Origin of the sequence: Paraburkholderia sp. BR10923 (genome assembly GCF_040948765.1) — a bacterium.
In the GTDB taxonomy this organism is placed as follows: Bacteria; Pseudomonadota; Gammaproteobacteria; order Burkholderiales; family Burkholderiaceae; genus Paraburkholderia; species Paraburkholderia youngii.
On the sequence record NZ_JBFPKO010000008.1, the window covers coordinates 247,225 to 262,294 of the forward strand.

Below are 15,070 nucleotides of genomic sequence, written 5' to 3' on the forward strand. Positions count from 1 at the left end.
CCTTCCTCGATGTTTGATGGAGAAACGCTGCCTCGATATCTGTCTAGAACCGGTGCCGCATGCCGACCCGCAGCACGACCTGATGCGGCGTATTGGAAGGCGTGATCGTCAGGAAGGACGCCACGGCGGGTTGGCCGGTCGAATCCACACCCGACGCGATCTGATAGTTCGCCATGAAATAAACGTCTGTCCTTTTCGAGAGAAAGTAGTCAAGCGTCGCATTGAACGTGTGGTACTTTGCGCTCTCCTTGCCGTCGATCGCCCCGCCCACGAGATAGTCATACGAGCCGTTGAGCCACAGGAACGGCGTGATCGCGTAACGCGCAAACACGTTGTAGCTGTTAAATGCAGCGCTGCCCGTATAACCGCGTGGATTGGTCAGCGCGAGATTACCCGACGAAGGTGAGTTCAGATCGCCGAACGTGATGTGCGAATAGTTGAATCCAACGATCGCGCTCTGCACCGCGTATTGAAACGCCGCGCCTATTACCTGGTAATACGCCGCCGACGCGAAGGCACCATACACCGGGTTCGTCTGAACGCCACTTGTAGCGCCGAGGTTATTGGCCGTGGTCGAACTGTTCGGGTTGTTGCCGAAGAGCGAGCGGTTCGGATCGCGGGCACGCAGATACGCCACAGCGCCAATGAACGAGCCGCTGGAATAGGAAGCGCCCGCGGAGTAGATGCTGTTCGTGCCGAACGAACCCGCGACGCCGCCAAAGCTATACAGCCCGCCGAACTTGAACCCCCCATACGTGTTGCTGGTGAATTTGACCGCGTTGTTCACCCGGTACGTGTTGCCGAAGTTGTTGATGTCGTTTCCGTGCAGCGAGTAGGTGCCGTTACCAACTGATCCGGTGATCGGTCCGAGGTAGTCGACCACTGAGTCGTACTGCCGACCCATTGTCACTGTGCCGTATGGCGACGCGAGACCGACATACGCTTGTCGGCCGAATATGTTGCCACCCTGACCGAGCGCGCCCGTGCCGACGTCGAAGCCGTTCTCCAATACGAAGATTGCCTGATAGCCGCCGCCGAGTTCTTCAGTTCCGCGAAACCCCAGCCGGTTGCCCTGCATGATGCTGCTGCTCATCGCGTACTGCTGACTACCCGTGCGTCCACCATGCGTCGCCGTCTGCGCATTGTTGACAAAGTTCAGACCGTAATCGATGATCCCGTAAATCATCACGTTGCTTTGCGCCGACGCCTGCGCTGACACGAACAACACCGCGGCGGTTGCCGGCCATCTCCAATATTTCATTGCTGTCTCCATGTCTCATACCTTCAGGACTTTTGATTTGTAGTACTTCTTGAAAAACCCAATTCGGCTAATGCAACTTGGTCGCTTCAATGCCCTCTTCGTACTCAACCGCAGATCAGACCGTGTGCGCGCAAAGACGGATTCGGCATGCCTGCAACAACGGCAGGGCGGAACCGGTACAGCACGTTCGCACGCAACACCGGTCCGGTCACGACATCGCAGTCCATTACGCATTCGAGATTCAGGTGCCAGTGGTCTCCCGCTGGCTGAATCGCTCTGACGGTCGCGCCGACCCTTAGACCAGAACCGGTCGGAACGGGTGCGGCGAAATGCAGTTGTTCGATCCTGTGAAGCGCGACATTAAGCGTGTCCTCGAGCATGTAGATCTGCTGAAGCATTGGAATCAACAAGGCGAGCACAACGCTGCCCGGCACGAACGCGTGTTCCGCACCGTCGATGTCACCCGGTGACCGATCTTCGGTCAATGATTCAAAGCGCTCGAGCGTGGCCTGATCGACCTCGATCCAGTCGCTGTAGCCCAGGTGCATGCCAAGGCAGGCACGGATGCCGTCGACGCCGCTTAGGATGATGGGCACTGGTTTCTCCGTGTCGGGGACGTTCGACCGCCAGCTCTTTTCACGAGCCGAACAGTTCAGCATTGCCTTCGCCGAGCGCGGGCGCGGCCTGGCGAGGTTTGAGCAGGTGCCCGTTGAAGCGCGCCGGGTAGCGGATTGCCCGGACTGCACCCGCGGGCGTCTCCAGCTCCGAATACAACTGGTTATGCCGCACCTGCGGGTCGTTCAGATGCGCATCGGGCGCATTGACGGGACCGGCCGGCACATCGAGTTCGCGAAAGCGCACGAGCCAATGCGCGGTCGTCTTCTCTTTGAGCGGCGCCGCGATGCGCTCGAAAAAGGCATGTGTCATGTCGCGCTTACTGGTGATCTTCTTCAGCTCGTCTTTCCATTCGGGATGCCCGACGGCTTCGAGCGTCCGGCTCAACTGCTTTCCTGACACGGGCGAAATCACCAGATACCCGTCACTCGTCGCAAGCACGGGCTGCGGCGCAAGCGTTTCGGACGATCTGTCGTCGACGAAAGCGCGGTTGTGGAACATATCCGGAAAGTTGTAGTAGGACAGCATGTCGAGCATCGACGTCTCGAGGTGAATTGCCTTCTGAGCGGAATCGCGCGCGATCAATCCCGAGAGCGCCATCTGCGCGGCGAAGATCGCGGCGACCTTGTCAGCGACGAAAGTGTTCGTCGCACGCGGCCGGCCGCCCGCAGCTTCGTAGCTGAGCAGGCCGGTGCGCCCCTGAATCAGCGCGTCGAAGGCCGGCTCCGCCGCGAGCTCGCCATCCGCGCCATATCCCGTGATCGAAAGCTGAACGATGCGCGGATTCAGCGCGCTCACCGCCTCGAAGCTCAGGCCGAGCGACGCCGACACATGCGGACGCCAGTTCTCGATGTACAGGTCCGCGTCACGCAAAAGCGTCTTGAATCTCGCGAGATCTTCGGCGGCCTTGAGGTCGAGCGTGACACTACGCTTGCCGCGATTCGAGTTGGTCCAGACCGTGCCCACACCCTTCCAGCCGTGGCCGAAGTTGCGATAGGGATCGCCCGTTGGCGGCTCAACCTTGATGACTTCGGCGCCGAGGTCGGACAGCATCTGCGCGCAGAATGGACCTGAGATATAGCTGCATGCCTCGACGACTTTCACGCCGGCGAGCGGGCGTCTGAAGTCGCTGTCGTCTTGCGTCGCGGCCGTCGTTGATGCGTGTGTCATGCGTGTTGCTCCTGTGTGTTGATTGCATGCGCCGCCGTGACTGAACGCAGCTGAGCCATCGCGAGCACGGCGTCGAGAACGGGGGTGGCCACGTCTTTGAGATCGCGCAGCGCGCGAATCGAGCGGCTCAGCGGTTCGAGTTCGAGCGGACGGCCCGCCTCGAGATCCTGCAGCATCGACATTTTGTGGTTCGATGCACTGACCGTCAGCGCGATACGCCTGTCGGGGGCCGGCCCGATCGCAAGCCCCAGTTGCACGGCCATGGCATCAGCTTCGGTCATCATCGTGCGCACGATGTTCAGCACGCCGCTCGCCTCGGCCATCTCTCCCAATGTGCCCTGCGTGAGCAGCGCAACGGGATTGAACGCGAGACTGTTGACGAACTTCATCCAGATCGCGGAGCGGATGTCCTTGTTTACCTTCGAATCGATTCCGCTCGCGCATAGCAGTTCGCTCAACGCGCGCACGCGAGGCGAGTCGCTGCCGTCGAGCTCACCGATTGGACAGCCGGCCTTCGCGCCGTCCTGCACGATGACGCCCGGCGCGCTCGCATGTGCGCCGATCCAGTAGACGCAGCCCAACACCTGCGTGGGCGGAATCACGCGCCATTGACGCCCCTCGCGGTCGAGCGCGGGGAGTTGCCGGCCGTCGAAAGGTCCGGGGAACGCGTGAAAGAAATAGTAGGGAATGCCTGTGGTCGGCGGCAGCACCGCGGTATCGGGGCCGATCAGCGGCGCGATCTGTTCGAGAGCCCCTTCGACCTGATGCGCCTTGAGCGTGATGAACACGTAGTCCTGCACGCCCAGCTCGCGTGTGTCGGAGGTGGCGCGCACGGGCACCGTGAACGCCTCGCTCGCGGTTCTGACGCGAAGCCCGTGGCTGCGAATGGCGTCGAGCGTCCTGCCCCGCGCGACGACACTTACCTCGCAGCGTCCGGCGCGCGTGAGATGCGCCGCCAGATAGCCGCCGATTGCCCCGCCACCGAAAATGCATACCCTCAGCATATTGCGCTCTCTTGCGAATCGGGTGAACCGCGCCTTGCATCGCTTCGGAGAGAAGCGACCGCAGACGCCTGCGATGAGCACAAGATACGGGCGACCAATGCAAGAGGGGAAATACTAAAAAACGATGATTCAAGCAGATCGGCGTATAGCTGAGAAAGCCCGCTATTGCGCGGGCTGTTCACTTCGTCTTGCGCGCCTGAAGGCCGCGGGCGCGACACCCACGGCACGGCTGAAAGCCGTACTAAAAGCGCTGTCCGAGTAATAGCCGATGGACAGTGCGATATCGATCATCGAACGCTCGCTGTTGATTAGCGCATCCTTGGCCAACGCGATGCGCCAGTTCGACAGATACGTCGCGGGCGCAACGCCGACACGTTCGGCGAAACGCCGCGCAAATGCGGCGCGCGACATTCCGACCTCCTTTGCAAGCGTGCCGACGGTCCAGTGACGCGCCACATCCGAGTGCATCCTCTGCAGCGCGAGGTGGATGTTTGGATCTGCCATTCCGCTGAACCAGCCCGCCTCGCGCGAGTCGATCCTCGTCAGCGGACGGCGCCACACTTCGACCAGCATGATCTCGACGAGGCGGCTCATCACAAGATCGTGCCCCGGCAGACCCGAGCCCGACTCTTCTCCGATCAGCGCGATGAGGCGCGAGAGTCGCCCCGCCTCCTCATCCGACGAACGGATGTGCAGGAAGTCCGGCAACATCCCGGAGAACAGCGCGGTATGCTCGGGGCCGATTTCGAAGTAGCCGCCAACGATACGCACTTTGTCGCCGCCAAGCCCGTCGTCCCAGCGCACATATTGATCGCTAGCGACGTGTGTTTCCATCGCATGCAGGGTCTCGATGGCGTCGGGATCGCTGACGAGGCAGTAGCGGGCCGTCGCGCGCATCAGTAGATAGTCGCCCTGCCGTAGCAGGAGTGGCTGGCCGTGGCGCGGCACGTACCAGCATTGTCCCGTGACGACGAGGAAGAACACGGGTATATCCCGGCACGGCACGCTCATACCCCATCGGCCCTGCACGTCGACCGTTCTCCAACTGATCGCCTGGGGTCGCATAAGTCGAATGATATCGGTCAGGATGTCCATGTTGAGACGATCGATAAACTTTCATAGACAGGCTGTTATAGATTAACTCATTTAGTTGCGTTAAGTTTTTTCTCAACGACCGGCGCACGCTTTCAGCGGACGAGACGCCGGCAAAGAAGCCCCAATCCGGGCGAGAACAGAACGGAGACACGCAATGAAGCTCAAGGATCGAGTCGTCGTGGTCACAGGCGCGGCGCAGGGAATGGGCCGCGCAATCGCGATCGAGGCAGCGCTCCAGGGTGCCGCATGGGTCACGCTCGCGGACCTGCAGGAGGACCGCGGCACGACCGCCGCACACGAGGTCGAAGAGGCCGGCGCGAAAGCCTGCTTTATCCGCACAGATCTGTCAGATACGGACGCGATCCGCCACATGATCGACGAGACCGCGCGCCTCGCGGGTGGCATCGACGTCCTCGTCAACAACGCCGGCGTCACCGACGACGGACTGACCGGCCGCGCCCCGACGATCGAAGACCTGCCCGAAGCCGTGTGGGACAAGGTCATGAACGTGAATCTCAAGGCGATGTGGCTTGCGAGCAAGTTTGCCGCGCCGTGGCTGCGGAAATCCACCAAGGGTCCCGCCATCGTTAATGGCGCGTCCGTCGCCGGCAGCGTCGCCTATCCGGGTTTGCCCGCGTACGCGGCGAGCAAAGGCGGCGTCGTGATGCTGACCAAGGCGATCGCACTCGATCTCGCCGACGCCGGCATTCGCTGCAACGCCTACGCGCCAGGGGCGATCGACACGCCGATGCTGTCCCGCAGCGTCGAGCACGCGCAGGACCGCGAGAAGGCCCGCGCGCGTCTGTGGGGCACACATCTGCTCAAACGTCTGGGACGTCCCGAAGAAGTCGCGAAGCTCGTGTGCTTCCTCGCGTCCGACGAGGCGTCGTTCTCGACAGGCGGCATCTTCAGCGTCGACGCGGGCACGCTCGCATGGCGCGGCGTCCACTGAACGCGAACGCGGTGACCCGATGCGAGCGACGAACAGGCGCGGCGAAACATCGACGTTCGCGCGTCGCCTGACGCACGCGCTAACCCTCGCCCTGTATATGACCGACCCGATCCGCCAAGGCGCCGACGAGCGCCTGGTCGCCCGATATCTCGGCGAGCTGGAATCGAATCTGCGTGGACCGATCGTCGCGATCGCCTACGCGCGAACAGCAAGGAAGGAACGCTGACATGAACATGCGCCAACTCCAGTATTTCCTCGCCGTGGCCGCCGAGCTGAACTTCACGCGCGCTTCCGAGCGCGTGAACATCGCCCAGCCCGCATTGAGTGCACAGATCATCGCCCTTGAAGACGAACTGGGCACTCCGCTCTTCACGCGCGAGAAACGCAAAGTATTGCTCACGCCGGCTGGGGAGATTCTCGTCGAGCACGCGCAGCGCGTGCTCAACACGGCGTCGGCGGCCATCGCGGCGGTGCGTGCATCGGGCCGCGGGGCGCGCGCGCATCTGATCGTCGGCTCGATCTACACGGCGATCTACTGCTTTCTGCCTAACACGCTGCGGATCTTCAACACGCTCGCACCGAACTCGGACGTGAGCCTGCAGGAAATGACCATCTCTCAGCAGATCGCGGGCCTCAAGGAAGGCCTGATCGAAGTCGGGCTTGTGCGCGGCCATGTCTTCGATCACAACATCGTGACCGAGCTGCTCTATCGCGAGTTGCTTGTGGTGGCCGTGCCCGCCGGAAGCGAATATGACGTTCCCGGACCGGTCAATCTGCGCGATCTCGCGAAGTGGCCGCTCATCGCCGTCGCGCGTGGCACGGCGACGGAACGCGGTTACGGCGACAAGATTCTCGACATCTTTGAGGACGCGAACCTCAAGCCCAACATCGCGAAAGAGGCCTACGACATGCATACGTCCGCGTGTCTCGTCGCGGCAGGTGTGGGCGTTGCGGTCGTCCCCGCCATCATGCAACTGATGCAGCCGCACGGCGTCGCCTATCGGCCGCTCGCCGTCGAAACCGCGGGCGTCTCGCTGTCGCTCGCCTGGCACAAGGATCGCGTGCCCCCCCTTCTCAACGCATGGCGCGAGGCCGCGCGCGCGAACGCGGCGCAACTGATCGCGCGTCATCCACAGTACTTCATCGATACATCTTCGCCGAGTCTCGTCGAAGCTGCCGCGGCCTGACGCGCTCAGCGCGGCGTGTCGCCCTCCTGCTTCAACCAGGCCTCTATCTCTTCGCTGTGCTCGCCGAGACAGGGCGCTGCGCGCATCTCGGCCGGCCGAGTGTCGTGAAAGCGCACCGGCAGGCGCATCTGCAACGTGCCACCCTCCGACGGATGGGTTCTTTGCTCAAAGAATCCCACCGACATCAGATGAGGATCCGTGAGTACACCTTCGAGATCCCGGACCTCTGACGCGGGAATATCGCATTCGGCAAAGAGCATGAGCCAGTGGCGCAACGGCCTGTCCGCCACGATGCGGGCCATTTCCGCGTGCATTCGGTCGAGCGCGAGGAAGCGCTCGCGCGCCGTGCATAGCTTTTCCTGTTCGAGGAAGTCCGCATGCCCCGTCACGTCGAAGAAGCGCACCCAGCGCTCGTCGGTGTAAGGCGCGACTGCGATATAGCCGTCGAGACACTTCAGCGGCTGGCGCAGCGGATCGAGCTGACGCGGGTAGCCAGCGGCATCGGTCGGCGGAATGAACGCACGGCCATAGAGATGCTCCTGCAACAGGAAATGCGTAAAGCTCTCGAACATGGGCACCTCGACGGCCTGCCCCTGCCCGGTCCGCTCGCGATGCAGCAATGCGCCGAGCACGGCGTACGTCGCATGCAGGCCGGCGACCTTGTCGGCCATCGCCATCGGGAGATAGCGCGGCGCGGGGTTGCCGTCGGCGCGCGGAAGAAGGCTTGCCGCCCCCGATGCAGCCTGGATGATGTCGTCGTACGCGGGCCGGCCTGAGTACGGACCGCCTTCACCGAAGCCCGTGCAATGCACATAGACGAGACGAGGAAACCGGGTGCGGATCGCATCATAGCCAAGGCCGAGCCGCTCGATCGCCTCCCGCCGCAGGTTATGAATGAACACGTCGCAGCGGGAAAGCAGACGCAACAGCGATGCCTTCCCGCGCGGCGTCTTCAGGTCCCATACGACGGAGCGTTTGCCGCGATTGAGCGTCATGTGCGCCGGTCCCATGCCGCGCGTCTTCGCGGGCCGCCCGACGCGCCTGATCTCGTCGCCGCCGAGTGGCTCGATCTTGATGACATCCGCGCCCATTTCGGCAAGTGTCGCCGTGCAATATGGGCCGAAGATCACCGACGTCATGTCGAGAATGCGGATGCCGTCGAGAATGGGCGATGCAGCCATGAATGTATTTCTCCGCAACGGATTTCAGACCGCTTCCTCAAGCGTCAGCAACAGCTTCAGATCGAACGAAGGATCCGCGGCCTGCTCGCGCGTCGGACTGATACGCCTTTGCAACAACCGCCGCGCGGCCATGTGTTCGGCGGGTCGGTTGCACGATTCGACGCCGGTCAGCCGGTGATGCCGGTAGCGGAACACCGAAAACGCGCCGGACTCGGGATCGCCGCGCACGACGCTGCTGTCAAGCCTGCGTGCGACGCCCGCTATCTGCAGCCGCGCGCCGCCTTGATCGCTCCAGAAGACAGGCGTCTGGTTGTAGGGCGCCGCATCGCCGAGCAGAGCGCGCGCCACATGGCGCGCCTGATCGACCGCGTTCTGCACCGATTCGAGGCGCAGCAGATCGCCGCCGTCGAACGCGTATGGAAACGCCGCGCAATCGCCGATGGCGGAGATTGCCGGATCCGATGTGCGCAGGCGCTCATCGACGATGATGCCGTTGAACCCTGACAGGCCGCACGCCGTCGCGAGTTCGCTGTTCGGCACCACGCCGGCGGCCACGAGCACGAGATCGGCGTCGAGCCGCGTGCCGTCCGCCAGTTCGACAGCGCAGACTTGATCATCGCGGCAGAGGATGCGCTCGACGCGCGCATTGAAGAAAAAGCGCACGCCCGACGCCTGATGATGCGCGCCGTACGCAGCCGACATTTCCGCGGAAATCGCGCGCTTCATCACGCGATCCACGGATTCGACGACATGCACGTCACAGCCGCGCGCCGCCGCGATGCTCGCGACCTCCAGGCCGAGAAATCCCGCGCCGATCACGACGACGCGCCGCGCATCGCCGAGGCGCGCTTTGAGCAGTTGCGCATCGCACACCGAGCGCAGCGACACGACGCCATGCGCCGGTTGCGTCGCAAATGGTAGCGAGCGGTTGCGCGATCCCGTCGCGAGAACGAGATGATCGTAGGGCACGATGCGCCCTGACAGCAACGAAAGCCTCTGACGCCGGCGATCGATCGCGCCGACGCGCTCGCCGGCCAGCAGTTCGATGCGCGCATTGTCGAACCAGTGGGATTCTTCAAGACTCAGTTCGTCCGCCGCGACATCACCGGTCAGGAAGCTCTTGGACAGTGGCGGCCTTTGATACGGCAGCCCCGCTTCGTCGCCGATGAGCCGGATCGCGCCTTCGTACCCTTCGTCGCGCAAGGAGGCCGCGGTCTGCAGGCCGGCCTGCCCCGCGCCGACGATCACCACCGATTCGGGCCGCGCGTTCACTGCCCGCTCTCCTGCGTGTCTGCATCGTCTGTCAACTTCTCGACCTTGATCGCCTTTGACGGGCATTTGCGTGCTGCGCCGAGCACCTTTTCATATAGTGCCTCGTCCGGTTCTGTCTGCAACAGCTTAACGACACCGTCCTCGTCGCGCTGGTCGAACACCTCGGCAGTCGACAGCACGCACAGTCCCGCGCCGACACACACGTCCTGATCCACTGCGACGCGCAGTTTGAAGTTTCCGTTTGTCATGCCCTACTCTCCTTCATCGCTACAATGAGCGCGCTCCAGTTGATTACCAGGTAACCGGCAAGGCTTCGAGACCTTGCACGAAATGATCGCCCTTGCCCTTGATCTCTTCGAGCGGCACGGCAAAGCGCAAGCCCGGCATGCGTTCGAAGAGCGTCGCGAACACGACCTGCAACTCGACGCGCGCAAGCGGCTGACCTAGACACTGGTGAATGCCGTAGCTGAACGCGACGTGATGATCGGCCTTGCGCGTGATGTCGAAGCGATCCGGCTGCTCGAACGCCGCGGCGTCGTGATTCGCACCGGAAATCAGCGCGATTACGCCCTCGCCCTTGCGGATCATCTGCCCCGCCACTTCGACGTCTTCCGTTGCGACCCGGAACGCGTTGTAGTGAACGATAGTATGAAAGCGCAGCATTTCCTCGACCGCATTGCGCAGCAGCGAAGGGTTCTCACGCAGCAAGCGCAGCTGGTCCGGGTTGGTGAGGAAGCTGAACACGCCGAGCGCCATCTGGTTCGCGGTCGTTTCGTGGCCGGCCATCAGCAGCAGCTCAGCCATGATCACCAGTTCGCGATGCGTCAAATGCCCCGGCCGCACCTGCTCGACGATGAGCCGGCTCAGCAGGTCCGTGCGGTTTTCCGCATCTTTCGCACGCGCGGTGATTAGCCGGTCGAGATACGCGAGGATGCGGTCTGACGCCGCCTTCGGAATCGACGGATCGACGTCGAGCAGCACCTTGAGCCGGCTTTGTTCCTGAAAGAAGCCGTGATCGCTCGCCGGTACATCGAGCAGGCCGGCGATTACTTCCGACGTCAGCGGCAGGAAGAGGTCTTCGACCAGATTAGCGGGCGGTCCCTTTTCGAGCAGCTCATCAATGAGTCGATTAAAAATCGAATCGATGCGCGGGCGAAGCTCGCTGACCCGTTTGATCATGAATTCTTTCGTCAGCATGCGCCGATAGTGGCCGTGCTGCGGCGGGTCCATGCGAATGAACGCGGGCTCCAGATCGAGGACGGCATTGCGCGCGGGCGAGAGGCTCGGGAAGCCGCTTACATGCGGGTCGCCGCTGAAGCGGTTATCGCCGAGCACGGCGCGCACATCGTCGTAACGCGTGAAGAGCCAGGCGTCCCGGCCGTCCCACATTTGCACTTTTACCGGTCCCGGCTGCTGCTGAAAATCACGGTACTCTGCGGGCGGAACGAAAGGACATTGCCGTGGCATGGGGAACGCCGGCTTGCTGAAAGGACATCCAGACATCGCGCCTCCCGTCAGATCAATTGAATGCTTGAGTTCATGTCGGCAAGCCGCTTACAGACCGCCATTGACGTCGAGTGTCGCGCCGGTGACGTAGCGTGCGTCGTCGCTCACGAGAAAGCCGATGGCCGATGCGATCTCTTCCGGTTCCGCGGCGCGCTGCAGGCCTGAGCCCGCGATGAGTTTGTCACGGATCTCCTTGGGCACCTTTTCGCCCATTGCGGTGTTGATGGTCCCCGGCGAGACGGCCGTGACACGAATGCCATGCGGGCCAAGGGGCTTTGCGAGGCTCTTCGTCAGGTTGATGACCGCCGCCTTCGAACCGCCGTAGTCCGTCACGCCGCTGCCCGCCGTCGCCACGATCGACGCGAGGTTCACGATCACGCCGCCGCCGCCCGCTTTCACGAGACGCTTCGCCACTTCCTGGCTCAGGAAGAACGGCGCGCGTGCGTTGACGCCGTAGGTGAAGTCGTAGTCGGCAGGAGAAATGTCGAAGAACGTTTTCCCGTGCCAGACGCCCGCATTGTTGATGAGCACGCGGATCGTGCCGTGCTCCGCATCGATCGCTTCGACGGCCGCGCGAATCTGTTCGATATCTGTGACGTCGCACTTGCGGTAGGCGTACTCGCCCTTGCCCGACTCGGCGATGTCGAGTCCGACGACCTTGTAGCCGCGCTCACTCAAGTTCTTGCAAATGGCTTGTCCCGTCAGGCCGTTCGAGCCCGTAACAACTGCAACGCTAGTGGTCATGTGTCATCTCTTCTCACGATATGGACTTGAACCCGGATCATCTTCATGCACGCTCCACGTCGAGCGGCTCAGGCTCAAGATTCGCCCGGCTGGCGATGCAGGTCCAATACTGTTTTGCGAGAAAGTGAGACCGATTTCCTATCGTTGCCGCTTCGTGACGGCGCGCATCAGCGCTGAATGACGATACCCGCGCGTTCGCGATCCCAGCAGTCGGCGGTGACGCCTTCCGCGCGCAGCCGATACTTCTCGACGCGCTGGCTCGGCGTCTTCGGTAGGCTGTCGCGAAACGCGACATAACGGGGAATGGCGAAATACGCGAGACGCGGCTCGCACCAGCGAATCAGCTCCGCTTCCGTGAGTCGCTCGCCGTGTCTGAGCACGATGACGACCTTCACGTCGTCTTCGCCCATCTCGGCCGGTACGCCGACCACGCACGATTCGAGCACCGCCGGATGTGCCCCGATGACGGCTTCAACCTCGAACGACGAGATGTTTTCACCGCGCCTTCGTAGCGCCTGCTTCTTTCTGTCGACGAAGTGGAAATAACCGTCGTCGTCCTGCCGCGCGAGGTCGCCCGTGTGAATCCATAGATTCCGGAACAGATCGAGCGTCGCGGCGGGGTCCTTGTAATAGCCGCTCGTGCCGAGAAACGGGCGTTGCGGTCTCGCGATCAATTCGCCGGTCGTGCCGCGTTCTACTTCATTGTCCAAATCATCCACGATACGTACGTCGTAGCCCGTGATCGCCCTTCCACACGCGCCCGCGCGGCGGTCGTCGTACGGATTCACCAGACAGCTGCTGCATTCGGTCATGCCGTACAGTTCAAGCAGGCGCGTGTTGAAGCGCGCCTCGAAAGCATGCCAAAGATGCGGCGGCGCGGCGGCGCCCACCATCAAGCGAAGCGGATTGTCGGCATCGAGCGGCGATGGCGCCTGCTTCATCAGGATCGACAGCATCCCGCCGATGAATTTCGCCGACGTGCAGTTCCACCGGCGGCAATCGTCGAGCATGCGGCTCGCCGAGAAGCGATCGACGAACACCGCCTGCGCATCGGCAAGGATTGCGGGACCGGTCGTCCCGTGCGCGCTCGTGTGAAAGAACGGCAGGCCGGTGTAGAGAACGTCTTCGTCTGTATAGCGCGAGTACTTCACCGCCTGCGACCAGATTTCGTACCAGTAGTGATGGCTGATCAGCACGCCCTTCGAGCGCCCCGTCGTGCCGGATGTGTACGAGATAGTCGATAACTGCCTGAAGTCCACCGCAACGCCGGGCGCGGTCTCCGCGCGGGACATGAGTTCGTCGAAGTGCAGCGCTTCGCGCCCTGGCCAGTCTGCGCGATGCGGCGTCGTGCGCGCATCCACGACAATCGTGTGATTCAGCTTCGGCAGCCGGTCCGCGATGGCGCCTAACGTCCCGGCGTAGGCGGGCTCGGCGACGAGCGCAACGCAATCTGCATGATCGATCTGATACGCGAGGCCTTCGCCTTTCAGCGCGACGTTGATCGGCACGCAAACCGCGCCAATTCTGTTAAGCCCGAACCACGCGAACAGGAATTCGACGCGGTTCGAAAGCATCAGCGCGACCTTGTCGCCAGACTCGATGCCGAGCGCGCGAAAGCCATTCGCCGCGCGATTCGACGATGCATTCAGCTCGTCGAACGTAACGGTCCGGTCGCGAAACCGGAACACTTCATGATGCGGATGTCGCCGCGCCTTGTCCTCGATGATATGGCCGATCACGCGCTCGGACTGCGCGTACTCGTGCATCGTCCATTCGGCCCATCTCCGCGCGGCGCGTTCGAACTTGTCATCCCACTGACCCATCGTGTCGCTCACCCTGATTCATTCATAGGTTGCGCGACGGCGTCACGCAAGACTCTCATCCTCATTGACGCGCATCAGCCCTTCCTGCATCGCCGTACCGATCCGCCGCCCGTCCTGATACAACGCGCCCGCGCCAAGCCCGCGATTGTTGGTCGCGCACGGCCCGCTCATGTCGTAGTAGAACCACGCATCGGGGCGCACGGGCGCATGGAACCACATCGCGTGATCGAGGCTCGCCGAGCGCGCGCGGCGGTCCATCGTGCCGTGGCCGCGCGGACGCATCGCGGTGGTCATCAGGTCGAGATCGCACGCATAGGCGAGCACGGCATGACAGAGCAGAGGATCGTCGCCGCACGGCTCGCGCAACCGGCACCAAAGCCCGTTGGCGGGCGCCATTGCGCCCGGATCGAGCCAGGGCCGCCACATCTCGCTGCGCCGCTCGAAGAGCCTCATGATTGTCGATACGTGCGAGCGGCGTCGCTCCAGCAGATGGGCTTCGCGCGCGTAGAACTCCGCTTCGGCGGGCATGTGTTCGGGCGATGGCACGTCCGGCATCCGTGCGAGACGCTCGTGATCGCCCTCTGACGCCTGAAACGAGGCCGCGCCGATGAACACCACGCGCTCGCTCTGCGTGACGGTCACCCGGCGCGTGCTGAAGCTGCGGCCATCGCGCACCAGTTGCACGTCGAAGCGGATGCGCTTCGACACGTCCCCAGGGTGTACGAAATAACCCTGCATCGAATGCAGGCCGTGCGCCTCGCGCACGGTTCGCCCCATCGCCATGATCGACTGGGCGAGCATTTGTCCGCCGTAAATGCGCCGCACGCCATCGAAGAGCGAGTCGCCCGCGAATACGTGACGACTTTCCTCGCGCACCCGAAGGACCGACAGCAGATCGCTCACCGTCAGCGCCATACGCCCTCCCGTCAGCCAGGAATCGCGACGACGAGGCCGTCCAGCTCCGGCGTGATCTCGATCTGGCAGCTCAGGCGGCTATTGCTGCGCGGCTCTCCGAGACCTTCGAGCATTTCGCGCTCGACATCGCACGCTTCGCCGACCACGCCCATCCACGCATCGTCGACATAGACTTCGCAGGTCGCGCAACTGCACGCGCCGCCGCATTCGGCGACGATACCCGCGATCATGTTGTCGACGGCACCCTGCATCACGGAACTGCCGAGCGGTACGTCGACTTCCGTGGTCTCACCGCTTACCTGTACGTATTTGATGACTGGCATTGCACACCTCTCTGTCTAACTT

General features: G+C 62.8%; 16 protein-coding genes. 3 read left to right on the plus strand and 13 right to left on the minus strand.

All coding sequences use genetic code 11. The annotated features are described in order from the left end of the window. Window positions 1–43: 43 nt before the first annotated feature. The 5 genes from AB3X94_RS17615 to AB3X94_RS17635 form a co-directional block, all read right to left on the minus strand. On the minus strand, window positions 44–1,261 hold the full coding sequence (locus AB3X94_RS17615) for a porin (protein WP_368612192.1): 1,218 nt from the start codon (window positions 1,259–1,261) through the stop codon (window positions 44–46). Window positions 1,262–1,365: 104 nt separating this feature from the next. Then, window positions 1,366–1,920 (minus strand): acyl dehydratase, encoded by a 555-nt coding sequence (locus tag AB3X94_RS17620; protein WP_368612193.1) that lies wholly within the window; start codon window positions 1,918–1,920, stop codon window positions 1,366–1,368. Next, window positions 1,898–3,046, minus strand: a complete 1,149-nt coding sequence (locus AB3X94_RS17625) for a CaiB/BaiF CoA transferase family protein (protein ID WP_368612194.1) — start codon at window positions 3,044–3,046, stop codon at window positions 1,898–1,900. The genes AB3X94_RS17620 and AB3X94_RS17625 overlap by 23 nt, the downstream gene beginning before the upstream one ends. After that, window positions 3,043–4,050, minus strand: coding sequence for a ketopantoate reductase family protein (locus AB3X94_RS17630; protein ID WP_368612195.1), 1,008 nt, complete (start codon window positions 4,048–4,050; stop codon window positions 3,043–3,045). Before AB3X94_RS17630 ends, AB3X94_RS17625 begins: the two co-directional genes overlap by 4 nt. Before the next feature lie 162 nt (window positions 4,051–4,212). Further along, the gene (locus tag AB3X94_RS17635; protein ID WP_176107960.1) at window positions 4,213–5,145 is read right to left on the minus strand and encodes an AraC family transcriptional regulator; all 933 of its coding nucleotides are present in this window, start codon (window positions 5,143–5,145) and stop codon (window positions 4,213–4,215) included. A gap of 154 nt (window positions 5,146–5,299) precedes the next feature. Between AB3X94_RS17635 and AB3X94_RS17640 the strand changes: the two genes are divergently transcribed. The 3 genes from AB3X94_RS17640 (at window position 5,300) to AB3X94_RS17650 (ending at window position 7,284) form a co-directional block, all read left to right on the plus strand. Continuing rightward, the gene (locus AB3X94_RS17640) at window positions 5,300–6,097 is read left to right on the plus strand and encodes an SDR family NAD(P)-dependent oxidoreductase (protein WP_368612196.1); all 798 of its coding nucleotides are present in this window, start codon (window positions 5,300–5,302) and stop codon (window positions 6,095–6,097) included. 97 nt (window positions 6,098–6,194) lie between these two features. After that, window positions 6,195–6,323: a hypothetical protein gene (locus AB3X94_RS17645; RefSeq protein ID WP_368612197.1), complete on the plus strand. Its 129-nt coding sequence runs from the start codon at window positions 6,195–6,197 to the stop codon at window positions 6,321–6,323. A gap of 1 nt (window position 6,324) precedes the next feature. Next, on the plus strand, window positions 6,325–7,284 hold the full coding sequence (locus AB3X94_RS17650) for a LysR substrate-binding domain-containing protein (RefSeq protein WP_184225747.1): 960 nt from the start codon (window positions 6,325–6,327) through the stop codon (window positions 7,282–7,284). A 5-nt stretch (window positions 7,285–7,289) separates the two neighbouring features. Here AB3X94_RS17650 and AB3X94_RS17655 read toward each other — a convergent pair whose 3' ends face one another. The 8 genes from AB3X94_RS17655 to AB3X94_RS17690 all read right to left on the minus strand — a co-directional run bounded on the left by AB3X94_RS17655 (window position 7,290) and on the right by AB3X94_RS17690 (window position 15,048). Next, entirely contained in the window at window positions 7,290–8,465 is a 1,176-nt protein-coding gene (locus AB3X94_RS17655; protein WP_368612198.1) for a CaiB/BaiF CoA transferase family protein, read from the minus strand. Window positions 8,466–8,489: 24 nt separating this feature from the next. Beyond that, window positions 8,490–9,737, minus strand: coding sequence for an NAD(P)/FAD-dependent oxidoreductase (locus AB3X94_RS17660; protein WP_368612199.1), 1,248 nt, complete (start codon window positions 9,735–9,737; stop codon window positions 8,490–8,492). Further along, complete coding sequence (locus tag AB3X94_RS17665; RefSeq protein ID WP_368612200.1) at window positions 9,734–9,985, minus strand: ferredoxin; 252 nt, start codon at window positions 9,983–9,985, stop codon at window positions 9,734–9,736. Before AB3X94_RS17665 ends, AB3X94_RS17660 begins: the two co-directional genes overlap by 4 nt. A 43-nt stretch (window positions 9,986–10,028) precedes the next feature. Then, complete coding sequence (locus AB3X94_RS17670) at window positions 10,029–11,126, minus strand: cytochrome P450 (protein WP_368612201.1); 1,098 nt, start codon at window positions 11,124–11,126, stop codon at window positions 10,029–10,031. A 165-nt stretch (window positions 11,127–11,291) separates the two neighbouring features. Further along, complete coding sequence (locus tag AB3X94_RS17675; RefSeq protein WP_368612202.1) at window positions 11,292–11,987, minus strand: SDR family NAD(P)-dependent oxidoreductase; 696 nt, start codon at window positions 11,985–11,987, stop codon at window positions 11,292–11,294. Window positions 11,988–12,154: 167 nt separating this feature from the next. Beyond that, the gene (locus AB3X94_RS17680) at window positions 12,155–13,822 is read right to left on the minus strand and encodes an AMP-binding protein (protein ID WP_368612203.1); all 1,668 of its coding nucleotides are present in this window, start codon (window positions 13,820–13,822) and stop codon (window positions 12,155–12,157) included. 30 nt (window positions 13,823–13,852) lie between these two features. Further along, a complete protein-coding gene (locus tag AB3X94_RS17685; RefSeq protein ID WP_368612204.1) occupies window positions 13,853–14,725 on the minus strand; it encodes an acyl-CoA thioesterase in 873 nt (290 codons plus the stop codon). Window positions 14,726–14,736: 11 nt separating this feature from the next. Next, a complete protein-coding gene (locus tag AB3X94_RS17690) occupies window positions 14,737–15,048 on the minus strand; it encodes a 2Fe-2S iron-sulfur cluster-binding protein (RefSeq protein WP_184225740.1) in 312 nt (103 codons plus the stop codon). Window positions 15,049–15,070 lie beyond the last annotated feature (22 nt).

What these genes read in the sequence shown, in the direction of transcription:
- AB3X94_RS17615 (WP_368612192.1), bottom strand. Translation starts at nt 1,261, where the DNA reads ATGAAATATTGGAGATGGCCGGCAACCGCCGCGGTGTTGTTCGTGTCA.
- AB3X94_RS17620 (WP_368612193.1), bottom strand. Translation starts at nt 1,920, where the DNA reads ATGCTGAACTGTTCGGCTCGTGAAAAGAGCTGGCGGTCGAACGTCCCC.
- AB3X94_RS17625 (WP_368612194.1), bottom strand. Translation starts at nt 3,046, where the DNA reads ATGACACACGCATCAACGACGGCCGCGACGCAAGACGACAGCGACTTC.
- AB3X94_RS17630 (WP_368612195.1), bottom strand. Translation starts at nt 4,050, where the DNA reads ATGCTGAGGGTATGCATTTTCGGTGGCGGGGCAATCGGCGGCTATCTG.
- AB3X94_RS17635 (WP_176107960.1), bottom strand. Translation starts at nt 5,145, where the DNA reads ATGGACATCCTGACCGATATCATTCGACTTATGCGACCCCAGGCGATC.
- AB3X94_RS17640 (WP_368612196.1), top strand. Translation starts at nt 5,300, where the DNA reads ATGAAGCTCAAGGATCGAGTCGTCGTGGTCACAGGCGCGGCGCAGGGA.
- AB3X94_RS17645 (WP_368612197.1), top strand. Translation starts at nt 6,195, where the DNA reads ATGACCGACCCGATCCGCCAAGGCGCCGACGAGCGCCTGGTCGCCCGA.
- AB3X94_RS17650 (WP_184225747.1), top strand. Translation starts at nt 6,325, where the DNA reads ATGAACATGCGCCAACTCCAGTATTTCCTCGCCGTGGCCGCCGAGCTG.
- AB3X94_RS17655 (WP_368612198.1), bottom strand. Translation starts at nt 8,465, where the DNA reads ATGGCTGCATCGCCCATTCTCGACGGCATCCGCATTCTCGACATGACG.
- AB3X94_RS17665 (WP_368612200.1), bottom strand. Translation starts at nt 9,985, where the DNA reads ATGACAAACGGAAACTTCAAACTGCGCGTCGCAGTGGATCAGGACGTG.
- AB3X94_RS17670 (WP_368612201.1), bottom strand. Translation starts at nt 11,126, where the DNA reads ATGTGGGACGGCCGGGACGCCTGGCTCTTCACGCGTTACGACGATGTG.
- AB3X94_RS17675 (WP_368612202.1), bottom strand. Translation starts at nt 11,987, where the DNA reads ATGACCACTAGCGTTGCAGTTGTTACGGGCTCGAACGGCCTGACGGGA.
- AB3X94_RS17685 (WP_368612204.1), bottom strand. Translation starts at nt 14,725, where the DNA reads ATGGCGCTGACGGTGAGCGATCTGCTGTCGGTCCTTCGGGTGCGCGAG.
- AB3X94_RS17690 (WP_184225740.1), bottom strand. Translation starts at nt 15,048, where the DNA reads ATGCCAGTCATCAAATACGTACAGGTAAGCGGTGAGACCACGGAAGTC.